This is a genomic window from Streptococcus sp. CP1998 (assembly GCF_041026655.1).
Lineage (GTDB): Bacteria > Bacillota > Bacilli > Lactobacillales > Streptococcaceae > Streptococcus > Streptococcus dentalis.
This window is the reverse complement of the sequence record NZ_CP163380.1, coordinates 987,272-1,009,693: the sequence shown is the minus strand read 5'-3', so window position 1 is coordinate 1,009,693 and position 22,422 is coordinate 987,272. Positions and strand designations below refer to the sequence as shown.

Sequence of the window (22,422 nt, the reverse complement as noted above, 5' to 3'; positions counted from 1 at the left end):
TTTGAACAGATCTTCATTATAAAGCATCGACTAAGTCCATCAGTATTTCCATAGGTGTTTTTTTCCTACGACCATTAACCGTTTCGATAAGATGATAAACTTTTAAACGATTGTCATTGCTAAAGACAAACTCAAAGCGGAACTCCCGTCCGTTGGGTGCCACTGTATCAAATTTCGTTTTATATTTATCATGAACGGGGCTAACTGGAAATTTATTGAAGAGTAAGCGTCGTTTCTCCCCTGCTTCTTTCAAACAGTTTTCTAGCTCCTGACAATAGTTATAAAACAACTGATAGAGGTCTTCTTCTGAAATTCTTTTTCTCCGAACTAATGATGTAAAATCCGAAAAATTTCTGCGCGGGATGTCAATACTAAATGAAAATCCCTCCTGATTGATTCTTTCTAAAAATGCATCTCTTGAAATCATAGAACTACTCTTTCTTTTATCAATCTTTAGCGAACCCTTATTGTTTCTATACATTGTCAATCCATTATGTAATCAAGCAGATCCATCAGAGTGAGTTTCTTACGACCATTGACGGTCTCAAAGAGATTATAAACTCTTAGTTCTTGGTTCTTTTTAAAAGCAAACTCAAAGCGAAACTCCCTACCATTGCATGCGACTACATAAAATCCGGTCTGATACTTTCTCTTATCCGCTACAGCTTGCATTTGCCGGTCTTCTACCTCTCTACAAAGTGAAAGAAAGATCTGATAGACTTGCTCCTCAGAGAGCCTTTTTCTCCAAACTAATGACTTGAAGTTATTGTACGTCCACCATGGGATTTGGATGTTGAAGGAAAAACCTTCCTGATTGGCTTTATCGATAAATGCTTTTCTGGAGACCATACTAACTCCTCTTCTATTGGAACATCGTTTGACTCTATTATACCATCTTTTAACCTTTCACAAAAACAGCATCCCAAATGGAATGCTGTTTTCTATTTCTTAATAGTATTCCCCTTGGCGGTAGTTCCAAGAGTTGAAATGATCAGATAAGTGCATCATGATCTTATCGATATCCAATCCTTTACGGATCACAACTGGACAAGTATTGACAGAACGGCTACCTGCTCCTTGTTCTGGGATGAGATTTCCTTCGGCATCAACCATAGAGACCATCACGCCTTGTTCATAGCGCGTTTCAATGGTCTTGTCAGGTTGGATAGAAGCTACATAATCATCAGCTTCAATGACCAAGTCCACGGCACCTTCGATACGCTCACCGATTCCTTCGACCTTCCCGCGGTTTCCTTTACCGGAAGGGTTGGCTGAAGAGGCGTAAACCATCTTGCCTTCTTTTTCCCACATTTCTTTGGCGATTTGCTCACCAGCTTTACCAAATTTGATGACAAAGCATGAAGTTCCACGAACGTCTGTCATAAGTTCTTCACGTCCATCTCCGAAAGCTTGCAATTTTGCATAAGCATCTTCACGCCAAGGAAGGATACAACCAAGCAAGATATCTTCATCCCAATGTTTTTGGTAGAAGGATTCAATTTCAGGATTCAATTGCGCAAGGGCACGAAGTTCATCCATGCTTCCGCAAAGAACCACACCTGGTTTGTTGCGGTTGCGTTCTTTAGCTTCGAATTTACGTTCCAAGCCAGCCTTGTCACTGGTCATGATGATGTAGCCAACTTTGGTAGGGCAGACGATACAGCCACCCTCTCCTTTAAGAATATCAAATCCTTCTTGTGAAAGTTGTCCGTCCCATTGAATGTGTTTTGTCATAAGTCTCTTTCCTTTTCTATTCTTTTTAGTATTGTATCAAAAAACAGTCTCAAATTCAATATATTTTCAGAAAATTCGTAATTAAGTATACAATTTTATCATTGCCAGTAAGCTGGCCGGTTCTTCTCATAAGCTGCGATCAAGTCTTCATACTGAAGTGTAATCCCGATATCATCCAAACCATTGAGTAATTTGTGCTTCCAATCTTGATCGATCTCAAAGCGAAACTCTCCAACAGGCGAGAAGATCTTCTGCTCTTCCAAATCTACTGTCACTGGATCTGTCGGCTTCAAACTTGCCAATTTTTGACGAACCTCTAGCGGTTGGACAATCGGCAGCATGCCATTATTGAGCTCATTATTGTAATGGATATCTCCGAAGGATCCGGCGATAACGACTTTAAAGCCATAATCAGCTAAAGCCCAGGCTGCGTGCTCCCGAGAGGACCCAGCCCCAAAATTGTCACCAGTGATCAAAATGGTTGCCTTGCGGTATTCTGGCTTGTTAAAGATAAAATCTGGATCCTCAGTATATTGGTCATCCAAATAGCGCCAAGCATACATGAGGTATTTCCCAAAGCCTTTTTTATCAATCAACTTTAAGAATTGCTTGGGGAGGATCTGGTCGGTATCGATATTATCGTTCATCAAGGGAACTGTAGTCCCCGTATAAATGGTAAATTTCTCCATGCTTCCTCCTTTTACTCGACTTCTGGCATTTGGCGCACGTCGACAAAGCGACCAGCGATTGCTGCTGCAGCGGCCATTGCTGGGCTACAGAGATGGGTTTTAGCCCCAAATCCTTGGCGGTCTTCAAAGTTCCGGTTGCTAGTAGAGGCACAGTGGACTCCATCCGGCACCTTGTCCGGATTCATTCCTAGACACATGGAGCATCCTGGATCACGCCATTCAAAGCCCGCATCCATGAAGATCTTGTCTAAGCCTAATTTTTCGGCAGCTTGCTTAACCGGACGAGAGCCAGGTACCACAATAGCAGTTAAGTTGGGCGCAATTTTTTTGCCTTTCACAAACTTAGCTGCCAACTCCAAATCGCTGAGACGCGCATTGGTACAAGAACCGATAAAGATATAGCCTAATTCAATGTCTGCTGGTTTTTGGCCAGGTTCTAGATCCATATAATGATAAGCCCGTTCATCATTCATGTCTCGAATCTCTGGAAAAGGAGTCTCGAAGTCCACTCCCATAGAAGGATTGGTCCCCCAAGTCACCATCGGAGCAAGATTAGATACATCCATACGGATGACCTTATCATAAACGGCGTCGTCATCACTAACCAGAGTCTTCCAATCAGCTACTGCGGTCTCAAAATCATCTGGCACACATTCGCGTCCTCGGAGGTAGTCAAAGGTCGTCTCATCTGGATTCATGATCCCCATTTTTGACCCGAACTCGATCGACATGTTACAGATGGTCATGCGTTCTTCCATAGTCAAGCGATCAATTGCTTCTCCCCGATACTCTACGACATAGCCAACTCCACAAGCGACGCCGTAGCTCGCTATCAAAGCTAGGATGTAATCCTTTGAATAGATCCCTTTTTGTGGGGTTCCGGTGAATTCAACCAACATTTTCTTGGGTTTGACTTGCCAGATGGTTTGGGTGGCAAAGACATGCTCCACTTCACTGGTTCCAATCCCAAAGGCAATGGCACCAAAGGCTCCATGGGTTGCGGTATGGCTGTCTCCACAGACAATAAATTTTCCAGGCTGGGTCCGACCGGTTTCAGGGCCCACCATATGAACGATTCCTTGCTTAGCAGAACCATGGGCAGCATGATCAATCCCAAAGTCCACCACGTTCTCAGCCAATTTATCAATCTGGGCTTTTGAAATCACATCTCGAATATCAAAAATATTGACCGTTGGAACATTGTGATCAAAGGTTCCAAAGGTTAAATCGGGTCGTCGAACCTTGCGTCCTGCGTCCCGTAATCCTTGAAAGGCTTGCGGACTCGTCACTTCGTGGATGTAGTGTTGGTCCACATACATGAGTTGGGGTTGCCCTTCCACTCCTGTAATCACGTGGCGGTCCCAAAGTTTATCAAAGATAGATTTTCCACTCATCATCTTTCTCCATTTATCTTCTTGTTAGGAAATCCATTGAAGGAATAGAAAGAGGGCACCTGCTAAAAGAAGGCTACTGCCCCACCAGGTGGCTTGAAAATACCATTTCCGCACCTTGTGGTGAAAGAGATATCCACCTAGTAGAGCTCCGAATCCACCAAGCACCCAGCTCTCGAGTAACAGGACCTTTTCAGGAATCCGCCACCTCTTTTGGATAGCTTTTCGTTTATCTAAACCATAGGTCAGAAATACGATACTATTCCAAATAGCAATAAGAACTAAACAGCGATCTCTCCATGTCATCTTAGAGATTCCCAATAATGGCTGCAGTCATCTCTGCAGTAGAAGCCTGACCACCTAGATCCCGTGCCAAGATTCCTTGATTCAAGGTTTGATTGACAGCTTCTTCGATCATTTCTGCACCTGCTGTTTCTCCAAAACTGTCTCGGAGCATCATAGCAACGGACAGGATCATGGAAATCGGATTGGCAATGCCTTGACCAGCAATATCAGGTGCTGAACCATGAATCGGTTCGTACATACTTGGTCCTTGGTCAGAATGACTAGCAGATGGCATCACGCCTAGTGTTCCTGGAAGGACGCTGGATTCATCAGATAAGATATCTCCGAATAGATTCTCTGTCACTACAACATCAAAGCGGGCTGGATTGGTAATCATGATCATGGCCGCACTATCGACAAGCTGGTGCTCTAAGGTCACATCTGGAAATTCTTTAGCCACTTCTTCTGCCACTTGGCGCCACAATTTAGAAGTTGCAAGGACATTTTGCTTATCGATACTGGTCACTTTCTTACCACGTCCTTGGGCGATCTTGAAGGCTTGGCGCATAATCCGACGGATTTCTTCTGCACTGTAATCATTGATATCGCGTGCTGTATCTTCTTTCAAGATATGCTCTCCAAAGTAAATCCCACCTGTCAATTCACGCACGACCACAAAGTCAACACCCTCGATACGCTCTGGCTTCAAAGGAGACAAGTGTTTCAAGGCGTCAAAAATCCGTACAGGACGAATATTGGCAAAGAGATTTAATTCCTTACGAATAGCAAGCAAGCCTTGTTCTGGACGAACAGGAGCATTGTCATACTCAGGACTCCCGATGGCTGCGAGAAGTATAGCATCCGCTCCTTTAGCTGCTTTTAGAGTATCTTGGGGAAGTGGGTGGCCAGCGGCATCAATTCCAGCACCCCCAAAAGGTTTGTCTTCTAGGCTATAATCAAAGCCAATTTTGGGAGCAACGGCTGCGAGGACCTCTAGTCCAGCTGCCATGATCTCAGGGCCAATCCCATCTCCTGCAAGTGTTACAATTTTCTTTGTCATGTTCAGTTCCTCTTAGGCTTGTGGAAGATCACGGTAGGAGACAGCTCGTCCCATCTCACCCGCATTCTCTTTTTGAACCAGCGTGTTAGCATTGATATAAGCGATGGCAGAGGCTTTCAATACGTCGAAGTCCAAACCAGATGCATTGAAAATCGTATCTGTATCGACATTTTCCACAGATACCAAGACACGGGCTTGGGCATCGATCCCATCTGTCACTGCATCGATATTGTAAGATGTCAAGCGAACAGTTTGATTGAAGAATTTATCAATCGCATTAAAGATCGCTTCAACCGACCCTTGACCATTGGCAAGGAATTCAAGTACTTCCCCTTCTTCATTGCTGAGGCTAACCGCTGCTGTAATCGTTTCGTCTGCGTTGGTTGTCAAGCGGAGATCGTTAAATTGGAATCCTTCTGGATTTTCAACTGCTGTACCTGCAACAAGGGCGCGGATATCGGCATCTGTGATCTCGTGTTTCTTGTCTGCAAGAGATTTGAACTTCGCAAACAATGGCTTAATGTCTTCTTCTGTAAATTCCAGTCCCAATTCATACAGTTTTTCGACAAAGGCATGGCGACCAGACAATTTTCCAAGAGGGAGGCTATTGCTCTTAACACCCACCAATTCAGGTGTGATGATTTCATAGGTAAGAGGATTTTTAAGAACTCCGTCTTGGTGAATCCCAGACTCGTGTGAGAAGGCATTGCCACCAACAACCGCCTTGTTTTTAGGAATTGGAATACCAGAGTAACGAGAGACTAACTCAGAGGTGTTGATGGTTTCATTAAGGACAATCGGACTCTCCACTTGGAAATAGTCTTCGCGAATATTGAGAGCAACTGCTACTTCTTCAAGTGCCGCATTTCCGGCCCGTTCACCGATTCCATTAATGGTTCCTTCGACACGACGGGCACCATTTTTAACAGCAGCGAGGCTATTCGCCACCGCCATACCTAAGTCATCATGGCAATGAGGCGAATAGATAATTTCGCGATCTGTCTTGACATGGTCAATCAAGTATTTGAAAATAGCTCCGTACTCTGCTGGTGTCGTGAAACCGACTGTATCAGGAATATTGATATAGCTAGCCCCTGCATCGACTGCAGTCTGAACGACTTGCAAGAGGAAATCCAATTCCGTCCGGGTCGCATCTTCTGGTGAGAATTCAACAATCTCAAATTTTGAGCGAGCGTAAGAAACGTGCTCTTTGATCGCTTCAAGAATTTCTTCCTTGGTCTTGTTGAGTTTAAACTCCCGGTGAATCGGACTGGTTGCGATAAAGACGTGGATTTGTGGATACTTAGCATCCTTCAAGGCTTCATAGCAAGCATCGATATCTGATTTGACAGAACGGGCCAAACCTGTCACGGCTGTCTTGGTCAAGACCTTGGCAATCTCTTGAACAGCAGTGAAGGAATCCGGACTAGCTGCAGGAAAACCTGCTTCAATAGCAGAAATCCCCCATTTTTCCAATTGTTTAGCAATGGCAATCTTTTCTTTGATAGAGAAATTAACTCCTGGAGTCTGTTCACCATCCCGAAGGCTGGTATCTAAAAATTCAACTTTACTCATAGGGTCTCCTCATTTCTATGTAGTGGATATAAAGAAAAACATCTCACTCGGTTAACCAAGCGAGATGTTTTTGCCCGCTTGGTAAGCCAAACAGGACTAATGCTTCTGCACTAGCCCTTGTACCTCAACAACAAAGCAAATTGAATAAACTTAGCTGTTTTCATGTTTGACTTTCTCCTTTGTTCAATGTCTTGTCTAGTATTTTAGCATAGGGAAGAATCAATGTCAAGAATTTTCTACAATATTCTGAATTTTTTGAATAGAAACAAAATAAAGCTTTCGGTTCTAGTTAGATTGAAGATAAAGTCATCTTAAAAACTTTCCTTAGGTGAAGACGGACGTCAGCGAACTTCAAAGAAGTTCCATGACTAATTATTGAGCCTAAGGTCTCAATAATTCCGAGTGCTAGAAACAAAAGTGTTTCTAGCACTTTTCTCACGGCGGAAAGTTTCAATATTTATTGAATAAGACTAATAGTAACTATCGTTTTTATTTTCAGCATCATTCTGGTTGTTTTATGTAAAATACAATTTTACATCAATCTGAATAGACCCTGTTACTCTACTTCTTCTGATACAAATCAAAAACGATCTTGTCATTATAGAGGTCGATGGTATTGGCCTTAACATAGATTCCAAAGTCATTGTCTATTGCTGGTAATACAATGGTGATGGTAGACTCCTTTGGAGAAATCTGGATAAATTTTGGAATATTTTTATTCTTGCTCAAGAGCTGCAAAACCATCCTTTGTGGAATTTGAAAGGTTCCAACTGAAAAATCCTTCACCGTCAAGAGGATGTTCCCGTTTTCCAATTTGGATGGTTGAAAGTAAATGTATAAGGGATAATCCTTCCCTAAGAAACTCAACTGCCCTTCTAATAGGATTTGCTGATTGTCCGCATAGACCTTGTAGTCGGACAGCTTATATTTGTTCAGAAGCGATTTGATGGTGTCATTGAGTTGATCACGAGTCGTTGTCATGGTTCCAACTTTGACATCTTTGGTGCCAACTGTTTGATGAAGCTGACTAACATCTTCTCTTGGCGTCGCTAAGCGTCCTTGCACGACTATAGCAAAGGCTAAGAGAAGGCTGACCAAGCCTAAAAACAACCATTTCCAAATATTGATTTTTTGAAGGAAGGGGACCTTCTCTTTGATGGGATTATTTTTGACTCCAAGTTTTCTTCGTGGCATTGATTTTCTCCAATATTGCTTGTTTCATCTTTTCATAGCCCGTATTGTTAGGGTGAAAGCTATCCTCTTCATACAGGGCATCATTGATAACGGTTGTCTTCCCGTCACTGATTTCTGATACGCCCATTTTGCCATCAATTCCTTTATAAAGCAGATCATTGATCGGAACGAAATAGACCTGATCAAATTGCGCGATGGTTTCTTCCGTCGTCTCATTCCAACGATCTACAGCCGTCTGGATATTAGTTAATTCAGGAAAATTCAGGTAAAGAGGATTGTAGATCCCCACTACATAAATGGGAAGATGGGGATTGTCCTTTCTGGCCTTTGTAATAATTTCTTTGAGGTTCGCTGTATAATTCTTGAGCGGTTTTTGGATATCTGATAGAGAAAAATCACTCAGATGATCGACAACAACTTTGCGCAGATCATTTCCTCCAACCGTTAAGGTCATGACACGCGCCTTCTTGAGATCCTTCTGAAGATCTGTTTGCTTCTTGAGCCGATCTAAGATCTGAGTACTTGTATTTCCAGCTACTCCATAGTTGACAGGTTGGTACTGGCCGTCATTTTCATTGGACAAACTTTGGGCAAGGATGGGCACAAAGCCCCCTTGCTTGGTGCTATCCCCTACTCCTTCGGTCAGTGAATCTCCTAGAGCTACATAAGTATAGGTGATTTCTTTCGCAGTCGTTTTGGGCTTGGTCATACGAGGGGACGCAGTTGGTAGCAGAGCACGAAATAGAAAGACAAAGACAAGAAGGCTGGTTAAAAAGAAAACCAAGCCTTGCATCATTTTTTTAAGATTCATATGAATACGATCGCTTATCATTGAAAAATCACTTGTCCATCACAGATTGTATAAGCAACTTTCCCTTTTAATGTTTCGCCCACAAATGGTGAATTGCCCGCTTTTGAAGCGAAATGATCCGATACCAGACGATCTGCTTCCGGATCAAAGATGGTCAAATCTGCTGGTCCATTCACTGCAATATATCCAGCATCAAAATCATAGAGACGTGCTGGATTATAGGACATCTTTTCAAGCAATTGCATCAGGCTTAAATGGCCTGCATGCACCAAGTAAGTCAAACCAAGAGAAAGCGAAGTTTCAAGCCCAGTCATTCCAGATGGTGCCTTGGTAATATCAGGAACATTCTTCTCATCCGCATGGTGAGGCGCGTGGTCCGTCGCAATCACAGAGATGACGCCTGACTTCAAGCCTTCAATCACTGCTAGACGGTCAGATTCCAAGCGAAGAGGTGGATTCATCTTAGCATTGCTTCCTTTAGTCAAGAGCAGTCTTTCTGTTTTCGAAAAGTGTTGAGGTGCCACTTCTGCCGTCACATGAGCTCCTAATCCTTGGGCAAATTCCACCACCTTGACACTTTCTTCCTTGGAAAGGTGTTGGATATGGAGGTGAGCACCTGTCGCATGGGCAATCATGGCATCACGCGCAGCCATTGAATATTCGGCTTCACCTGTCGCACCACAGACATGGAAGTGTTCCTTAGCAATGTTCTCATTCAAACCAAGAATGCCATTCAACTCAGGGTCTTCTTCATGCAGACTAATAAAGGTCCCTATACGCTTAGCTTCTTCCAAGGCTTCACGGACAACCTTAGTGCTTTGAAGGGGAATCCCGTCATCTGAAAACCCTACTGCACCAGCCTTAAGCAGTCCTTCAAAATCTGTCAGGTGTTGACCGTCAAAGTTCTTGGTCACCGTCGCAACCGTATGAATGTGAAGATTTTCCTTGGCTGCAGAAGCTAAGACTTCCTCTAAGGTCGCAATATCTGAAATGGTCGGATTGGTATTGGCCATCATGACCACTCGAGTAAAACCACCAGCAGCTGCGGCTAAGGCACCCGTATGGATGTCTTCTTTATGAGTTTGACCGGGTTCACGGAAATGCACGTGTACATCGATCAAACCAGGAGCTACAACCAGACCAGTAGCGTCAAGGACTTCTTGTCCATCCGTTGGGAGGTTTTCAGCGATCTCTACAATTTTCTTTCCTTCAATGCGAAGATCACAGACTTGATCCAAGCCAGTCTTGGGATCCATTACGCGACCATTTTTAATGACAACCATTGCATTCTCCTTTATTCATAAAAATCAACATGCGACTCTAACAAACGGTCGCCGTCATAGCGAAACATTGCTGAAAAGAAGGGTTTTTCCTCCAACAACCACTCGACAAAGGTGTGGTCCCCTTCCCAGGTTGGTTTTGAGAGGACTTGATCATAAGGCACCCACTCCAAGGTCCCTTCGTTACACTCGATCAGTTCTCCCTCAAAATCTGTTACCTTGAAGACATAGGTGTACCAGTCCAAATCTGGAGTAAACTCCGGAAAGGTAATGATCCCTTTCAAGACTGGCTTGGCTCTAAGGCCCGTCTCCTCAAAAATCTCACGCGCCGCACACTCCTGTGGAGTTTCCCCGCGTTCTAATTTTCCACCAACTCCGATCCATTTGCCTTCATGGACATCATTGGGCTTTTTATTGCGATGCAACATGAGAAATTCTTTCCCATTGTCAATGTAACAAATCGTTGCTAATTGTGGCATTTCTTTCTCCTATCTTAACCAATCAATCGGCTCACGTCCCGCCTCTTTCAAAAACTCATTGGTTTTTGAAAAGGGTTGGGAACCAAAGAATCCTCGGTAGGCCGATAAGGGACTCGGGTGAGCTGATTCAAGGACCAAATGTCGATCGTGGGTAATCAGAGGCTTTTTCTTACGGGCATAAGATCCCCAGAGGATAAAGACAACAGGCTCCTCCAACTCATTGACCACCTTGATCACAGCATCTGTGAAAGGCTCCCAAATTTGTCCTGCATGGCCATTGGCCTGACCAGCTGGCACTGTCAAGCAGGCATTGAGCAAGAGCACTCCTTGCTCCGCCCAAGAGGTCAGATCATGCGACCGCTTCTCTCCGATATCTGAGCGCAATTCTTTGAGAATATTTTGCAAAGAAGGCGGCGCTGGTACATGATCCGGAACAGAAAAACTTAAGCCCTGCGCTTGATCCGGTCCATGGTAGGGATCTTGACCTAAGATCAAGACCTTGACCTGATCCATCTCTGTCGTCTGCAAGGCCTTAAAGACCTTGTCACGCGGTGGATAAACCACTCCTTTGCTATAGACTTCATTCATAAAGTCATTGATCTGGTGAAAATACCCTTCTGGAAGATGGGATTTGATGGCTTCATGCCAGGGTGAATGCTGCATGGAAACTCTCCGCTATCCAATAAATTCTTACCTTCCATTATACCACATTTGGTGCAGATCTACTGGATAAAAAAGAGGCTGGGACAAAAGTCCTAGCCTCTCAATTATTTTTGGATTGTCGAGCAAGACGCAGTGGTTGAGTGGGCTCTACTACGCTGATTTCATCAGTTTTTACAGCCCTACTCAACTGTGCGGAGGTGGGACGACAAAATCGAATTCTAACGAATTACCGATTTCTGTCCCACTCTCTGTTTCTGCCTGTCAAACAAGCAGGAGCTTTTAGGTATTTTCCTTCTTGGTAAATCCTTCTAGACCGATCGAAGCGACTAGTAAAATTTGCGGTAAGAATTGGATGAGGTAACGGGTCTTCCCACCTTCAAAGATGGTTAAGAAGAGCAAACCACCAAAGACCGCTAAGGAAAGGAAGTTAAAGTCATCTGTATTTCGACGTTTGAGATAAGCTCCAACCAAACCAGCCGATAGGACAATCCAGATCACCTGCTTGACAAATTCATAATACTTGTACTGTGGGCGATCAATGCTAAGGAAATAGGTCCGCACCCATTTTGCCAGACCATTATTTTTAGTCAGGGGTGCATAGAGAGGGTTAATCAAAGGCGTCTTCTCATACTCTACGTCACGATAAAGCCAACCTAAGGTCCCTTCTGCTACCGTCAAGGATTGCTTGTAGTAGATATGACCGATCAAACCTAAAGGTCCATATTCCTTGAGACGGCGCTTGATTTCTTTGATCACATTTTCCTTTTTAAAGAGGCCATTGTTGTAATCTGAGCGCTTGTCCTCATCGATATAGGCCAACAATCCCTCTTTCATATCTTCTTGGTTATGACCCATATCCGTCAAGCCCAGATTGATAAACAAGAGCGGTCCTTTAGCCAACCCTTCTTGTTTCAAGATCGGTACAACTGTTTGATGATTGACCGCTGTATTCAATCCTGCAAAGACAAAGCCTGTCATCATGACTGTCACAGTAGCAATCTTTCCAAAGGCCTTCCAATTTCCTCTGAAAAAAAGCACAGCCCAAAAGGCAATCATGACAATAATCGTCGTTGGACGGATCAACATGGTCACGCCAGATAAGATTCCCAAGCCAACAATCTTCTTCCAAGAGCCTGCTTGATCTTCTTTCAAGAGATCCAAGGCCCACCACAATTGAAGGGCAATCAATGGAAGAGGCGGGATGTCCGTGTACATGGAATAGAAATACGGTGAGTAACAGATCAAGCTCACATAGAAGAGATAGACCAGATCAGCTGTATTTTGATTGAAATGCTTCTGAGATAGCTTATACAAGAGGACTGCTCCCAGATTAACATAGAGGATATTGAGAGCCTGCATGACCCACAGACCGCTAGAGCCAAATAAGACATAGAAAAACTTCTCGTAAAGAAAGAGCGGAATGTTATTGGGATTGCGACTGAGGTAGTTGGTGATAGAAGATTGCTTAAGAAGATCAAATGCCCCTTTGAAAACAACCGCAGCATCCCGACGGATAAAGAGCTCCGCACAGACCATGACAATCAACTGAAAGACAACCGCTCCAAGCAAGAAGCCTTTTTTGTGTCGGGTCAACCAAGCAAAGGCACTCTTTAGCCCATCGCGTTTCAGCCTGGCTAGCAGAAATAGCAATCCAGCACCTAAAATGGCTAGCCATGAAATCTCTCTCAGATAGGTCACACTGATCAAGAACCAGTGGACCATCACTAGCAACATGACAACATGAAGCATCCCAAATAGAATACGTTTACTTTTCGATAACATAGGTCCATTATATCAAAAAAACAGCATTTCTGCTGTTTTGGACTGACTATCAACTGTAAAGTTCAAGGATAAGTTGTTCTGAAATGTAATTTATTAACATACTCATTTTAGCGAAGCAATTTTTAACCCTTCACCTTAACTTTCAATACTAAAAAACTAGGATTAAAATACATACTAACCCAAGATAAATTCCAACCGTTAGAATCATTCCGATTTTATAAAAACCGACTAAGCCGGCATATCGTTCGACAAAACCAATCTGTGGGTCGACTGGATTATAAAAGACTGTCATGGGAGACCCGATTGGGAATATCATCCGCAAATCCAGATTTTTGCCGGCTCCAAGAATATAGGTTCTATCGAAAACATTGGCCTGCCTAGATTTGGAAGAAGTCTCCCTAAAATAAGCATAGGTGAATGTCTTTTGGTATCTTTTTCCCCCCGACTTGATACTCCACCACAGGTAGGGAAATAGGCAATTACTACTATCATACCGGATTTTACTTTGAGTTTCAAGTTACCCACCAACTAGTGAAAAGAGTATAAAAAAGAAGCGTTAGAAACGCTTCCGTCCTATTATTTATTTTGCCAAGTTTCTTGGTTTTCCTTGAAACGGTGTAACAACTCTAAACCTTCAGAAGTGATGTAACCTTGTTCTTCTGCCAAATGAATCAATTCTGTATAGTTAGACAAGGTTTCAAGTTGAACGCCAGCTTCCGCAAATTTCTTATCTGCTTTCTCCAATTGGTAGGTGAAGATAGCTACGACACCAAGGACGTCCGCTCCTTCACGCTTGGCAGCTGCAACGGCATCCAAGACAGATCCACCAGTAGAAATCAAATCTTCCACTACGACCATCTTTTGACCTTGTGGTACACGGCCTTCAATTTGATTACCAGCACCGTGGTCTTTTGGTTTGCTACGAATGTAGGCAAATGGCAAATTCATCTTGTCCGCAATAATCGCACCGTGAGGAATCCCTGCAGTTGCAGTTCCTGCAATCACTTCTACTTCAGGGAAAGCTTCCTTGATTTTATCTACAAATCCATTTTCGATCAAGGTACGAGTTTCAGGATAAGCGAGGGTTACACGGTTATCTGTATAAATAGGGGACTTGATCCCAGATGCCCAAGTAAAAGGTTCTTCTGGTTTCAAATAAACCGCTTCGATTTTCAAAAGATGGCTAGCAATATCTTTAGCTAATGACATGACGACTCCTTTTTACGATTTTAATCATATACGAATTAAATCAATTATTGGTTTAAACAACATTACAGGTTAGTGAATGCGTTAGGGAAGGTCCCATCGGACTTCCCGTAGAGCTACAAAAGTTTCACTTTTAGTAGCTCTTACGCATTCCACTGTCTCTTAATTTCATGGTAAGCGTCCCATGGGTTTTCTGCTTGGATGATTGGACGTCCAACGACAATATAGTCAGAGCCGATTTTATGAGCTTCTTGTGGCGTCATGACCCGTTTTTGGTCACCGATTTCAGCTCCAGCAGGACGAATCCCTGGTGTCACACAGACAAAATCTGATGAAGTGGCATCCTTGATCAAGGCCACTTCATGAGCTGAGCAGACAACCCCGTCCAAGCCAGCTTCTTGGGCCTTGCGAGCATAATTGACTACTGATTCTTGGACCGTTGTTTGGATGTTTTGGCAATCACGCATGTCTTCTTCACTGGTAGAAGTCAGCTGGGTCACGGCTACCAATTTAGCTCCTTCACCAAGAGCTGCCTTGGCTTCGCGCATCATCTCTACACCACCAGCTGCATGTACCGTCACCATATCTACTCCGAAGGTACCGAGTACAGACATGGCTGATTTGACTGTATTTGGAATATCATGTAATTTTAAATCAAGGAAAATGCTGTGCCCAAGCCCTTTGAGATAATGTACAATTTCAGGACCAACTGCATAGAAAAATTCCATTCCGATTTTTACAAATAATTTTTCGTCTTCTGGAAAATGCTCTAAAAAGTGTTTGACATCCTCGAAAGCTGGGAAGTCAAGGGCGATAATAGGACGTTCTTCACGCATGGATTACTCCTTTTTATGATTGATCATTTTGTTCACAAAAAAACCTTGCCCGAGGCAAGGTTACACGAAAATTAGGTAAGAACAACTACCATGATTCACCGTCTAGACCTTAGGAGCCTCTCTGGACTACTTTAAAGGTTTTTCTACATTGTAGTACGATATTAAAGAAAAGTCAAGAAATAATCGTAAAACATTCGGATTCAATCCGTCTTTTTTTAATTTTATTAGAATGAGTTCTAAATTATGAAAAAAAACTTGACAGATAATCTTTTTTCCTGTAAAATACTTAATATGCTGAGTAAGGGTTGTTTAAAGTTGTTACTTACTCAGTAGCCTGTTGGGGTTGTTGCCAACAGGCATTTTTTGTTGTCTTGATGATCTTTAAAGTAGATTTTCCCGTACATGTTTTCGGAAGTTCTCAAGGGTATCAATCCCATAGTGATCCATGACTTGTGCCAGATCTTCGATGATAGTTGGGCAAGCATAAGGATCGGTAAAATTAGCGGTTCCAACTCCAATCGCAGAGGCTCCTGCAATCATCATTTCAATAGCTGCTTCTGCTGAATCCACACCTCCCATTCCGATAATCGGAAGTTTAGTGGATTGGGCAACCTGGCGGATGAGTTTTAATGCAACTGGGAAAACGGCTGGTCCCGACATGCCTCCGGTTCCATTGGCAATGATGGGCTTACCAGTCTTGAGGTCAAAGCGCATGCCGACCAAGGTATTGATCATGGTCAAACCAGTCGCCCCTGCATCCTCTGCTGCTTTTGCGACCTGGGTGATGTCTGCTACACTAGGCGTTAACTTGACATAGACTGGGACTGAGGACGCTTCTACCGCTGCTTTTACAACCGCATAGGCCAACTCAGGAACCTGCCCGATTAAGAGACCATTGTTCCCATGGTCTACGTTTGGGCAAGAAATATTGAGCTCAATCGCTTTGACATTTGGCGCTTGCGAGATCTTCCTAGATACCGTTGCATACTCTTCGTTGGAGAAGCCAGCTACGTTGGCAATAATCGGTAGCTCCGGATAATGTTGGGCCAACCAAGGAAGTTTTTCCGCCAGAACCACGTCTACACCTGGATTTTGGAGGCCAATGGCATTGAGCATGCCTGCAGGAGTCTCAGCGACACGGGGCGTCGGATTACCAAAACGGGCCTCCGCAGTTGTCGCCTTGATCATGATGGATCCAAGCAGGTCTAAGTCATAGTATTTGGCATATTCCTGACCAAAGCCAAAACAGCCAGATGCCGGAATAATCGGGTTTTTCAAGTCTAAACCAGGTAAGGATACGGCTAGTCGATTTGCTGTCATAAGGTCCTCCTAGATCACAATCGTTCCGGTTTCAAAGACCGGTCCGTCTTCACACACGCGCTTGTTGGCTGCTTGGCTTTCATTTTCCAGATGCACTACACAGGCGTAGCAAGCCCCCATCCCACAAGCCATACGCGATTCCATAGAAATGTAGGCGCGGGGATGATCATGGAATTTGGTATTGACATATTTGAGCATGCCAGGTGCTCCACAAGAATAGATAGCGTCATACTCCTGTTCCATCTGATCAATGACCGTCGAGACATAGCCCTTAGTGCCGTAAGTCCCATCGTCTGTCGTTACAGTGACATGAGCCACCTGAGAAAGCTCTTCTTCCAAAATGACAGCTTCTTTGGTCGCAAAGCCGACAACCACTTCAACTTCCACCCCTTGTTGGTGGAGTTGTTTGACCACTTGGACCAAAGGAGGAACACCGATCCCACCTCCAATAATCAAGGCTTTCTGACCTTGGCCGAGATCGGTGAGATCAAATCCATTTCCCTGAGGCCCCATGACGCTGAGTTTGCTACCGATTGGCAATTGGGAAAAGATAGCTGTCCCCCCACCTTCGATGCGGTAGATCAAGCGACAAGTCTGTGTCTCAGGATCAATCTCAGAAATTGAAATCGGACGGCGAAGGAGCTTAGACCCGTCAGGGACGCGGATATGAAGGAATTGTCCTGGTAGCATCTGCGCCACCATTTCTCCCTTCAGGATCATAGAATAGATGCGGGGAGCGATTTCTTCTTGAGCGACCAGCTCCATCTCCTCCATCATGATTTTGCCAAAGCGTTTTTTACAACTGTCACTGACCATTGATTTCCTCTTCTTTCTTTCAGCAAAAAAGACCTCGCAAAAGCAAGGCCCTACAAATGATCAGCTAGACACCGTCTACTGATCTTTTTTCTGTCTTTCCTTGCAGGCCTCTCTGGACCTCTTAAAGGTTAAATTTGTCTCATTATATCGCGCTCCTTCTCGCTTGTCAAGTAAAATCAGTAACTCAGGAAACTTTATGAGGGTCAAAATCTTCTGGGATCGGCTTGATGTATTGCATAGCAATTCGGTTTTCTGGCTTGCGATCGACCAAGTAGAGAACCAACAAGAAGATCCATTCCAGGGGCTTCATCAGAAAGTAAATGACATCCATGGCCCATTTCTTCTTGATATGTTTGGCAAAGGGATAGCCATAGCGGTCGTAATTGCGACGCACGAAGCGATGGAATCGTGGCGTCTTTTCTTCTAACACCTGCTCAAAGGCATTGGCGATACAGAGCTGGCGATTGACGACAACCGGATGTCCGTGGCGGATTCCCATCCGCTGGGGCTTGACAACATTTTCATGCCCACCAGCCGCAACCGTACAGAGATAGTGCTCATCAATGATGAGATTCTGAGGAGGTATCTTCTGTGAGAAGGCCCAGTCAGCTGTATTCGTCCAGGCCTTGATCATGGAATCCGGTCGCCGCCCAAAGAGCATGAGAACAAGGACAACAAAGGCAAGGGTTGGAAAAGCGACAAGGACCGCTAGCCATGGCCAGTTGCGCGACTTGTTTAAGAGCTGATGGAGCCATTGAAGCAGATGATTCTCATAGCTTATCTCTGTTCGATCTTCCTGCCACTCCTTGATGCGAACCCATAAGAGATGGATGGAATAGATCAGTAAGAAAAAGGTGTGAAAACTTGCTACCTGCAGTTGATTATCAAAAACTAAGAGAAGAACCACTCCTCCTAGAATGCCACTAATGCAGAAGATATTTGCTAACGGCGAAAGTGAGTTCGCATCCCGGTAGGAATAGATAATCAAGGCAAGTAAAGTAAGAGCTGCCAGTGTGAAGAAGGTCGGATAGGCGCCAGACCAGATCAGAGCATGCTTCTGAGAATTGATCAAACTCTCACTCCAATCGTAAAAAGTCATATCCTTGACGATGAAAATAAAAATCGCTTCGAGAAAGCAACCAAAGAGACCAAACCAAAGAACAATTGTAGGCTGTTGCTTTTTCTTTTTGATAGGCTTAGGACTAAGTGATTCCTGCTTTTCCTTCGTAAGAAATGCGTCATCTTCTCTTGTCCCTTGCCCTTCCTTTGGCACCCTATCTTCAAACAAATCCGGATCTTTGAGAGCTTCTTCCTCTGCTTCTTTGAACTGGAGGCTGGACCACCTGCCGATCCCATAAATGATGACAAAAATATTGGGAACAAAGAGGGCAATGGTTAGACCGTAGGGTAAGATCTCCATCGTGAAGGCAATGATAGCCCAAACACTAAATTGAATGAATGGATCCTTTATTGCATAGATCGACTCACTAACAACAAAATAAATGTAAAAGGCCAATAGAATCAAAGCATTGGTCACAAAATTGATCTGCAACAGACCGGCTGTGAAATGGGTTTCCAATTCCTTATCCTTTTTCTTATACCAGGAAACGAGTTTTTTCATAAGATCTCCTCAATCAATTTTTTACCATTCTATCAATCAGCTCCCCCCTTAAGCAAGGCAAAACTGTATTTTTCCATCAAAATCAGTCCCCAGATGGAGATTTTGTTTCCAATTTTCTATTTTTTAAATATCTGATCTAGCCTACTTCCTATTACCTCCCTCAGCCTGCGTTATTCTCTGATACAGTCCTTGAAAGACCACATTTTACGGGAAAAACGCGCTTTTTTATGTTAAAATAAAAGCATGAGAATACAACAATTACAATACATTATCAAAATCGTCGAAACCGGCTCTATGAATGAGGCCGCAAAACAACTCTTCATCACGCAACCTAGCCTTTCCAATGCCGTTAAGGACTTGGAAAATGAGATGGGGATTGAAATCTTTATCCGGAATCCTAAAGGGATCACTTTGACCCGCGATGGGATGGAGTTCCTCTCTTATGCCCGCCAGGTGGTGGAGCAGATCGACCTCTTGTCCGAGCGCTATAAAAATCCTGTGGGTTCTCGTGAGCTTTTCAGTGTCTCTTCACAGCACTACGCCTTCGTGGTTGAGGCCTTCGTTTCTCTCCTCAAGAAAAGCGACATGGAAAAATACGAGCTCTTCCTACGGGAGACGCGGACTTGGGAGATCATCGATGACGTTAAGAACTTCCGAAGCGAAGTTGGCGTACTCTTTTTGAATAGCTACAACCGAGATGTCCTCTCTAAGATGCTGGATGATAATCACCTGATTGCCACCCACCTCTTTACAGCGCAACCTCATATCTTTGTCAGCAAGAGCAATCCTCTTGCCAAGAAAGAGATCGTTCACTTATCTGATCTGGAAGATTTCCCATACCTTAGCTATGACCAAGGAACCCACAACTCCTTCTACTTCTCAGAAGAGATCCTCTCGCAAGAGCATCATAAGAAATCCATCGTCGTCAGTGACCGGGCTACCCTCTTTAATCTCTTGATTGGTCTGGATGGCTACACCATTGCGACCGGAATTCTCAACAGCAATCTCAACGGAAATAACATCGTCTCCATCCCCCTTGATATCGAAGACCCGATCGAGCTGGTCTACATCAAACATGAAAAAACAGCCCTCTCAAAAATGGGAGAAAAATTCATCGAGTACTTGCTTGAGGAAGTGAAGTTTGATAAGTAAAAAAATATCTGAGTGATCCATGTTCACTCAGATATTTTTTATTGTCTTAATTGTGAAAATACTTCCCCAATCTTTCCTTCGATAACCAGGTCTGCTTGCTTGTCTTGTGGGATACTGGTTTTATTGATGACAACCAGCTTCTTCCCTCGGAAATACTGGATCAAGCTAGCTGCTGGGTAGACCACAAGGGAAGTTCCACCGATAATCAGGAGATCAGCCTCTTGGATGGCTTGGGCTGCTTGGCTAAAGACGTCCATATCTAGAGGTTCCTCGTAAAGAGTCACATCAGGTTTGACCACCTTGCCGCAGTCCAGACAGTGTGGAACCGGGCCTTCCAAAGCTAGAAAGGCCTCCAAATCATAAAATCGCTGGCAACCCGTACAGTAATTGCGGTCGGCACTGCCATGGAGCTTCAAAACTTTTTTAGAACCAGCCATTTCATGGAGACTATCAATATTTTGTGTCACCACCGCCTTGAGTTTACCGGTCTCTTCAAGCCAAGCCAGATAGCGATGGGCAGCATTGGGTTTGGCATCTGGGTAGAGCAAGTACTTCTTGTAAAAGTCGAAAAAGTCCTCTGGATAGCGTTCAAACATGGTATGGGAGACCAATTGTTCAGCTGTCAAATGCCGCCCTACCTGAACACTATAGACACCGTCTGAACTTCGAAAATCTGGAATATTTGACTCCGTGGAAACTCCTGCCCCACCGAAAAACACGATCCGATGACTCTGATCAATCATCTCCTGTAGTTGAGCAATCTTATCCATCTACTTCTCCTTTAGTAGCTCTTCCATCACAGCATTGGCCTGATCAAAATAAAAGTTAGCTTGATCATAATGGATACCTGTGTAGCTTGCAAGGTCAATCAAATTCTTCATAAAATCTTGAGAAGAGAAACCCGTCGTCCGATGGAGCTCTTCTTCATCAAAAGGCTTGATCAAGTGTGCCAAGGGATTGCGAACGGATTTTTCTAACTCCCGCAATTGTTGGGTCGCAACTTTGACGCTATCTGGCAAATCCAACTGCACAATCAACTCCGTCAAACTGGACGAATTGACCACACTTTCGCTGTGGAATTGCTGCAGGATAGAGTTGTCGGACGCATGCAGGCTCTCAAACTTCCAACGGTCATAACTCGATTCTTTGGAGTTATGAATATAGTTGGTAATATCAGGAATTTTCAACTGAATCAATCGCATAAAGATCCGATAGATGGCTGGGCTAACGGCACGAACAAAGTCTATAATCTGTTCATTTCTCAACTTCGCCTCTAAGTCATAAAGGTAGTTGGCCAACTGCTCATCTTCTGGATCTTCATGCCAAAAAAGCTGAAAACCAGTCGCCTCTAGCAACTCGGTTCTCAACTTTTGATTCATGACGGGTTGGATATTAAGCTCACGACGCTCCGCCATTAACTGCAGTAAGCTCACCAACAAATCCGGTACTTCTTCCTGCTGCTTGATAGAGCGCAGAGCCCGGCTGTAGTGATAATTTTGTAGATCGTAGAGCCATTCATCATGAAGGAATTTTGCCATTAGTCTGCAATCAAGGTCTCAAGACCAACTTTCATCATGTCTGTGAAAGTAGTTTGACGTTCTTCAGCAGTTGTGTCCTCATCTGGATTGACCAAACTGTCTGAAATGGTCATGATCGCAAGCGCATCAACATGGTGTTGAGCAGCAAGATAGTAAAGGGCTGCTGCTTCCATTTCTACAGCTTTCACACCCCACTTACCAAGCTCAATATTCTTTTCACCATAATTTGAATAGAAGACATCTGATGACAAGACATTTCCGACGTGGGTAGTCATACCAAGGTCTTTGGCAATGTGGTAAGCCTTGTCTAAAAGATCAAAGCTAGCGATTTGAGGGAAATCGTATTGAGGCCAGTCGTTGCGGATGATGTTTGAGTTGGTTGCAGCAGCTTGTGCCAAGACCAATTCACGAACATGCACATCCTCATTCAAAGAACCAGCCGTTCCCACACGGATCAATTTCTTCACGCCGTAGTCGACAATCAACTCACGCGCATAGATAGAGATGGATGGCATCCCCATCCCAGTACCCATGACAGATACACGATGACCTTTATAAGTACCTGTGTAACCAAACATGTTACGGACTTCGTTAAAGCAAACAGCGTCTTCAAGGAAATTCTCAGCAATAAATTTCGCACGAAGAGGATCCCCAGGAAGAAGAATTTTATCAGCAATTTCACCATGCTTAGCAGCAATATGGATAGACATAATTAAGATATAAAGGGCGACAGAGAACAAAGTAAAAATAGGAAACTGACGACGCATCTCAGATGCTAGACAGTTTATCTTTTTTACACAGTTCTCCGCCCGTATTCAGTTCAGCGAATACGGTTAACCCATCCTTTCTTTTTTTATTGAGTAATTAGGAGAGCTTTCCGCTCGTGTTCAAATCAGAACACATGCTCTACCTTTCTTTTTTATTTTTTTAGAATAGGCGTTAAAGAGGCAAAGTAAAAATAGGAAATCCGACAAAGATGCATCGCATCTA

Annotated in this window: 24 protein-coding genes; 1 reads left to right on the top strand and 23 read right to left on the bottom strand. The window is 43.8% G+C overall.

Annotated features, from left to right (window positions below; translation table 11 throughout):
* Positions 1-16: 16 nt before the first annotated feature.
* From AB4X21_RS05235 to AB4X21_RS05140, 20 genes are all read right to left on the bottom strand, one after another.
* On the bottom strand, positions 17-427 hold the full coding sequence (locus tag AB4X21_RS05235; RefSeq protein ID WP_369088345.1) for a hypothetical protein: 411 nt from the start codon (positions 425-427) through the stop codon (positions 17-19).
* A gap of 56 nt (positions 428-483) precedes the next feature.
* The gene (locus AB4X21_RS05230) at positions 484-849 is read right to left on the bottom strand and encodes a hypothetical protein (RefSeq protein ID WP_155125887.1); all 366 of its coding nucleotides are present in this window, start codon (positions 847-849) and stop codon (positions 484-486) included.
* A 99-nt stretch (positions 850-948) separates the two neighbouring features.
* Positions 949-1,734, bottom strand: coding sequence for an L-threonylcarbamoyladenylate synthase (locus AB4X21_RS05225; protein WP_151379056.1), 786 nt, complete (start codon positions 1,732-1,734; stop codon positions 949-951).
* 98 nt (positions 1,735-1,832) lie between these two features.
* Positions 1,833-2,423: a 3-isopropylmalate dehydratase small subunit gene (leuD, locus tag AB4X21_RS05220; RefSeq protein ID WP_369088344.1), complete on the bottom strand. Its 591-nt coding sequence runs from the start codon at positions 2,421-2,423 to the stop codon at positions 1,833-1,835.
* An 11-nt stretch (positions 2,424-2,434) separates the two neighbouring features.
* Positions 2,435-3,817 (bottom strand): 3-isopropylmalate dehydratase large subunit, encoded by a 1,383-nt coding sequence (gene leuC / locus AB4X21_RS05215; RefSeq protein ID WP_369088368.1) that lies wholly within the window; start codon positions 3,815-3,817, stop codon positions 2,435-2,437.
* A 24-nt stretch (positions 3,818-3,841) separates the two neighbouring features.
* Positions 3,842-4,120: a DUF1294 domain-containing protein gene (locus AB4X21_RS05210; RefSeq protein WP_320910740.1), complete on the bottom strand. Its 279-nt coding sequence runs from the start codon at positions 4,118-4,120 to the stop codon at positions 3,842-3,844.
* Between the two features lies 1 nt (position 4,121).
* A complete protein-coding gene (gene leuB / locus AB4X21_RS05205) occupies positions 4,122-5,159 on the bottom strand; it encodes a 3-isopropylmalate dehydrogenase (RefSeq protein ID WP_369088343.1) in 1,038 nt (345 codons plus the stop codon).
* 12 nt (positions 5,160-5,171) lie between these two features.
* On the bottom strand, positions 5,172-6,734 hold the full coding sequence (locus tag AB4X21_RS05200) for a 2-isopropylmalate synthase (protein WP_369088342.1): 1,563 nt from the start codon (positions 6,732-6,734) through the stop codon (positions 5,172-5,174).
* A gap of 561 nt (positions 6,735-7,295) precedes the next feature.
* On the bottom strand, positions 7,296-7,928 hold the full coding sequence (locus AB4X21_RS05195) for a YpmS family protein (RefSeq protein WP_369088341.1): 633 nt from the start codon (positions 7,926-7,928) through the stop codon (positions 7,296-7,298).
* On the bottom strand, positions 7,897-8,739 hold the full coding sequence (locus tag AB4X21_RS05190) for an SGNH/GDSL hydrolase family protein (RefSeq protein WP_369088340.1): 843 nt from the start codon (positions 8,737-8,739) through the stop codon (positions 7,897-7,899). Before AB4X21_RS05190 ends, AB4X21_RS05195 begins: the two co-directional genes overlap by 32 nt.
* A gap of 17 nt (positions 8,740-8,756) precedes the next feature.
* A complete protein-coding gene (locus AB4X21_RS05185) occupies positions 8,757-10,022 on the bottom strand; it encodes a dihydroorotase (RefSeq protein WP_369088339.1) in 1,266 nt (421 codons plus the stop codon).
* A gap of 11 nt (positions 10,023-10,033) precedes the next feature.
* Complete coding sequence (locus AB4X21_RS05180) at positions 10,034-10,498, bottom strand: NUDIX domain-containing protein (RefSeq protein WP_369088338.1); 465 nt, start codon at positions 10,496-10,498, stop codon at positions 10,034-10,036.
* A gap of 9 nt (positions 10,499-10,507) precedes the next feature.
* On the bottom strand, positions 10,508-11,161 hold the full coding sequence (locus AB4X21_RS05175) for a uracil-DNA glycosylase (RefSeq protein ID WP_369088337.1): 654 nt from the start codon (positions 11,159-11,161) through the stop codon (positions 10,508-10,510).
* Between the two features lie 279 nt (positions 11,162-11,440).
* On the bottom strand, positions 11,441-12,943 hold the full coding sequence (locus AB4X21_RS05170; protein WP_369088336.1) for a glycosyltransferase family 39 protein: 1,503 nt from the start codon (positions 12,941-12,943) through the stop codon (positions 11,441-11,443).
* A gap of 148 nt (positions 12,944-13,091) precedes the next feature.
* Complete coding sequence (locus AB4X21_RS05165; RefSeq protein ID WP_369088335.1) at positions 13,092-13,235, bottom strand: hypothetical protein; 144 nt, start codon at positions 13,233-13,235, stop codon at positions 13,092-13,094.
* Between the two features lie 284 nt (positions 13,236-13,519).
* The gene (gene pyrE / locus AB4X21_RS05160; RefSeq protein WP_003003338.1) at positions 13,520-14,152 is read right to left on the bottom strand and encodes an orotate phosphoribosyltransferase; all 633 of its coding nucleotides are present in this window, start codon (positions 14,150-14,152) and stop codon (positions 13,520-13,522) included.
* Positions 14,153-14,292: 140 nt separating this feature from the next.
* Complete coding sequence (gene pyrF / locus AB4X21_RS05155; protein WP_003003278.1) at positions 14,293-14,985, bottom strand: orotidine-5'-phosphate decarboxylase; 693 nt, start codon at positions 14,983-14,985, stop codon at positions 14,293-14,295.
* Between the two features lie 381 nt (positions 14,986-15,366).
* Entirely contained in the window at positions 15,367-16,305 is a 939-nt protein-coding gene (locus AB4X21_RS05150) for a dihydroorotate dehydrogenase (protein WP_369088334.1), read from the bottom strand.
* A gap of 9 nt (positions 16,306-16,314) precedes the next feature.
* Entirely contained in the window at positions 16,315-17,121 is an 807-nt protein-coding gene (locus AB4X21_RS05145) for a dihydroorotate dehydrogenase electron transfer subunit (RefSeq protein WP_369088333.1), read from the bottom strand.
* A 184-nt stretch (positions 17,122-17,305) separates the two neighbouring features.
* Complete coding sequence (locus tag AB4X21_RS05140; RefSeq protein ID WP_369088332.1) at positions 17,306-18,742, bottom strand: DUF6688 family protein; 1,437 nt, start codon at positions 18,740-18,742, stop codon at positions 17,306-17,308.
* 243 nt (positions 18,743-18,985) lie between these two features.
* On the opposite strand from AB4X21_RS05140, the gene AB4X21_RS05135 reads away from it, so the two are divergent.
* Positions 18,986-19,894: a LysR family transcriptional regulator gene (locus tag AB4X21_RS05135; protein WP_031575788.1), complete on the top strand. Its 909-nt coding sequence runs from the start codon at positions 18,986-18,988 to the stop codon at positions 19,892-19,894.
* A 38-nt stretch (positions 19,895-19,932) separates the two neighbouring features.
* Here the strand turns inward: AB4X21_RS05135 and AB4X21_RS05130 are convergent, their stop codons facing one another.
* From AB4X21_RS05130 to deoD, 3 genes are read right to left on the bottom strand one after another with little or no spacing between them, the layout of a single operon-like run.
* On the bottom strand, positions 19,933-20,664 hold the full coding sequence (locus AB4X21_RS05130; protein WP_369088331.1) for an NAD-dependent protein deacylase: 732 nt from the start codon (positions 20,662-20,664) through the stop codon (positions 19,933-19,935).
* Entirely contained in the window at positions 20,665-21,432 is a 768-nt protein-coding gene (locus AB4X21_RS05125) for a hypothetical protein (RefSeq protein WP_369088330.1), read from the bottom strand.
* Positions 21,432-22,142: a purine-nucleoside phosphorylase gene (gene deoD, locus AB4X21_RS05120; protein WP_049487973.1), complete on the bottom strand. Its 711-nt coding sequence runs from the start codon at positions 22,140-22,142 to the stop codon at positions 21,432-21,434. Before deoD ends, AB4X21_RS05125 begins: the two co-directional genes overlap by 1 nt.
* Between the last annotated feature and the right edge of the window lie 280 nt (positions 22,143-22,422).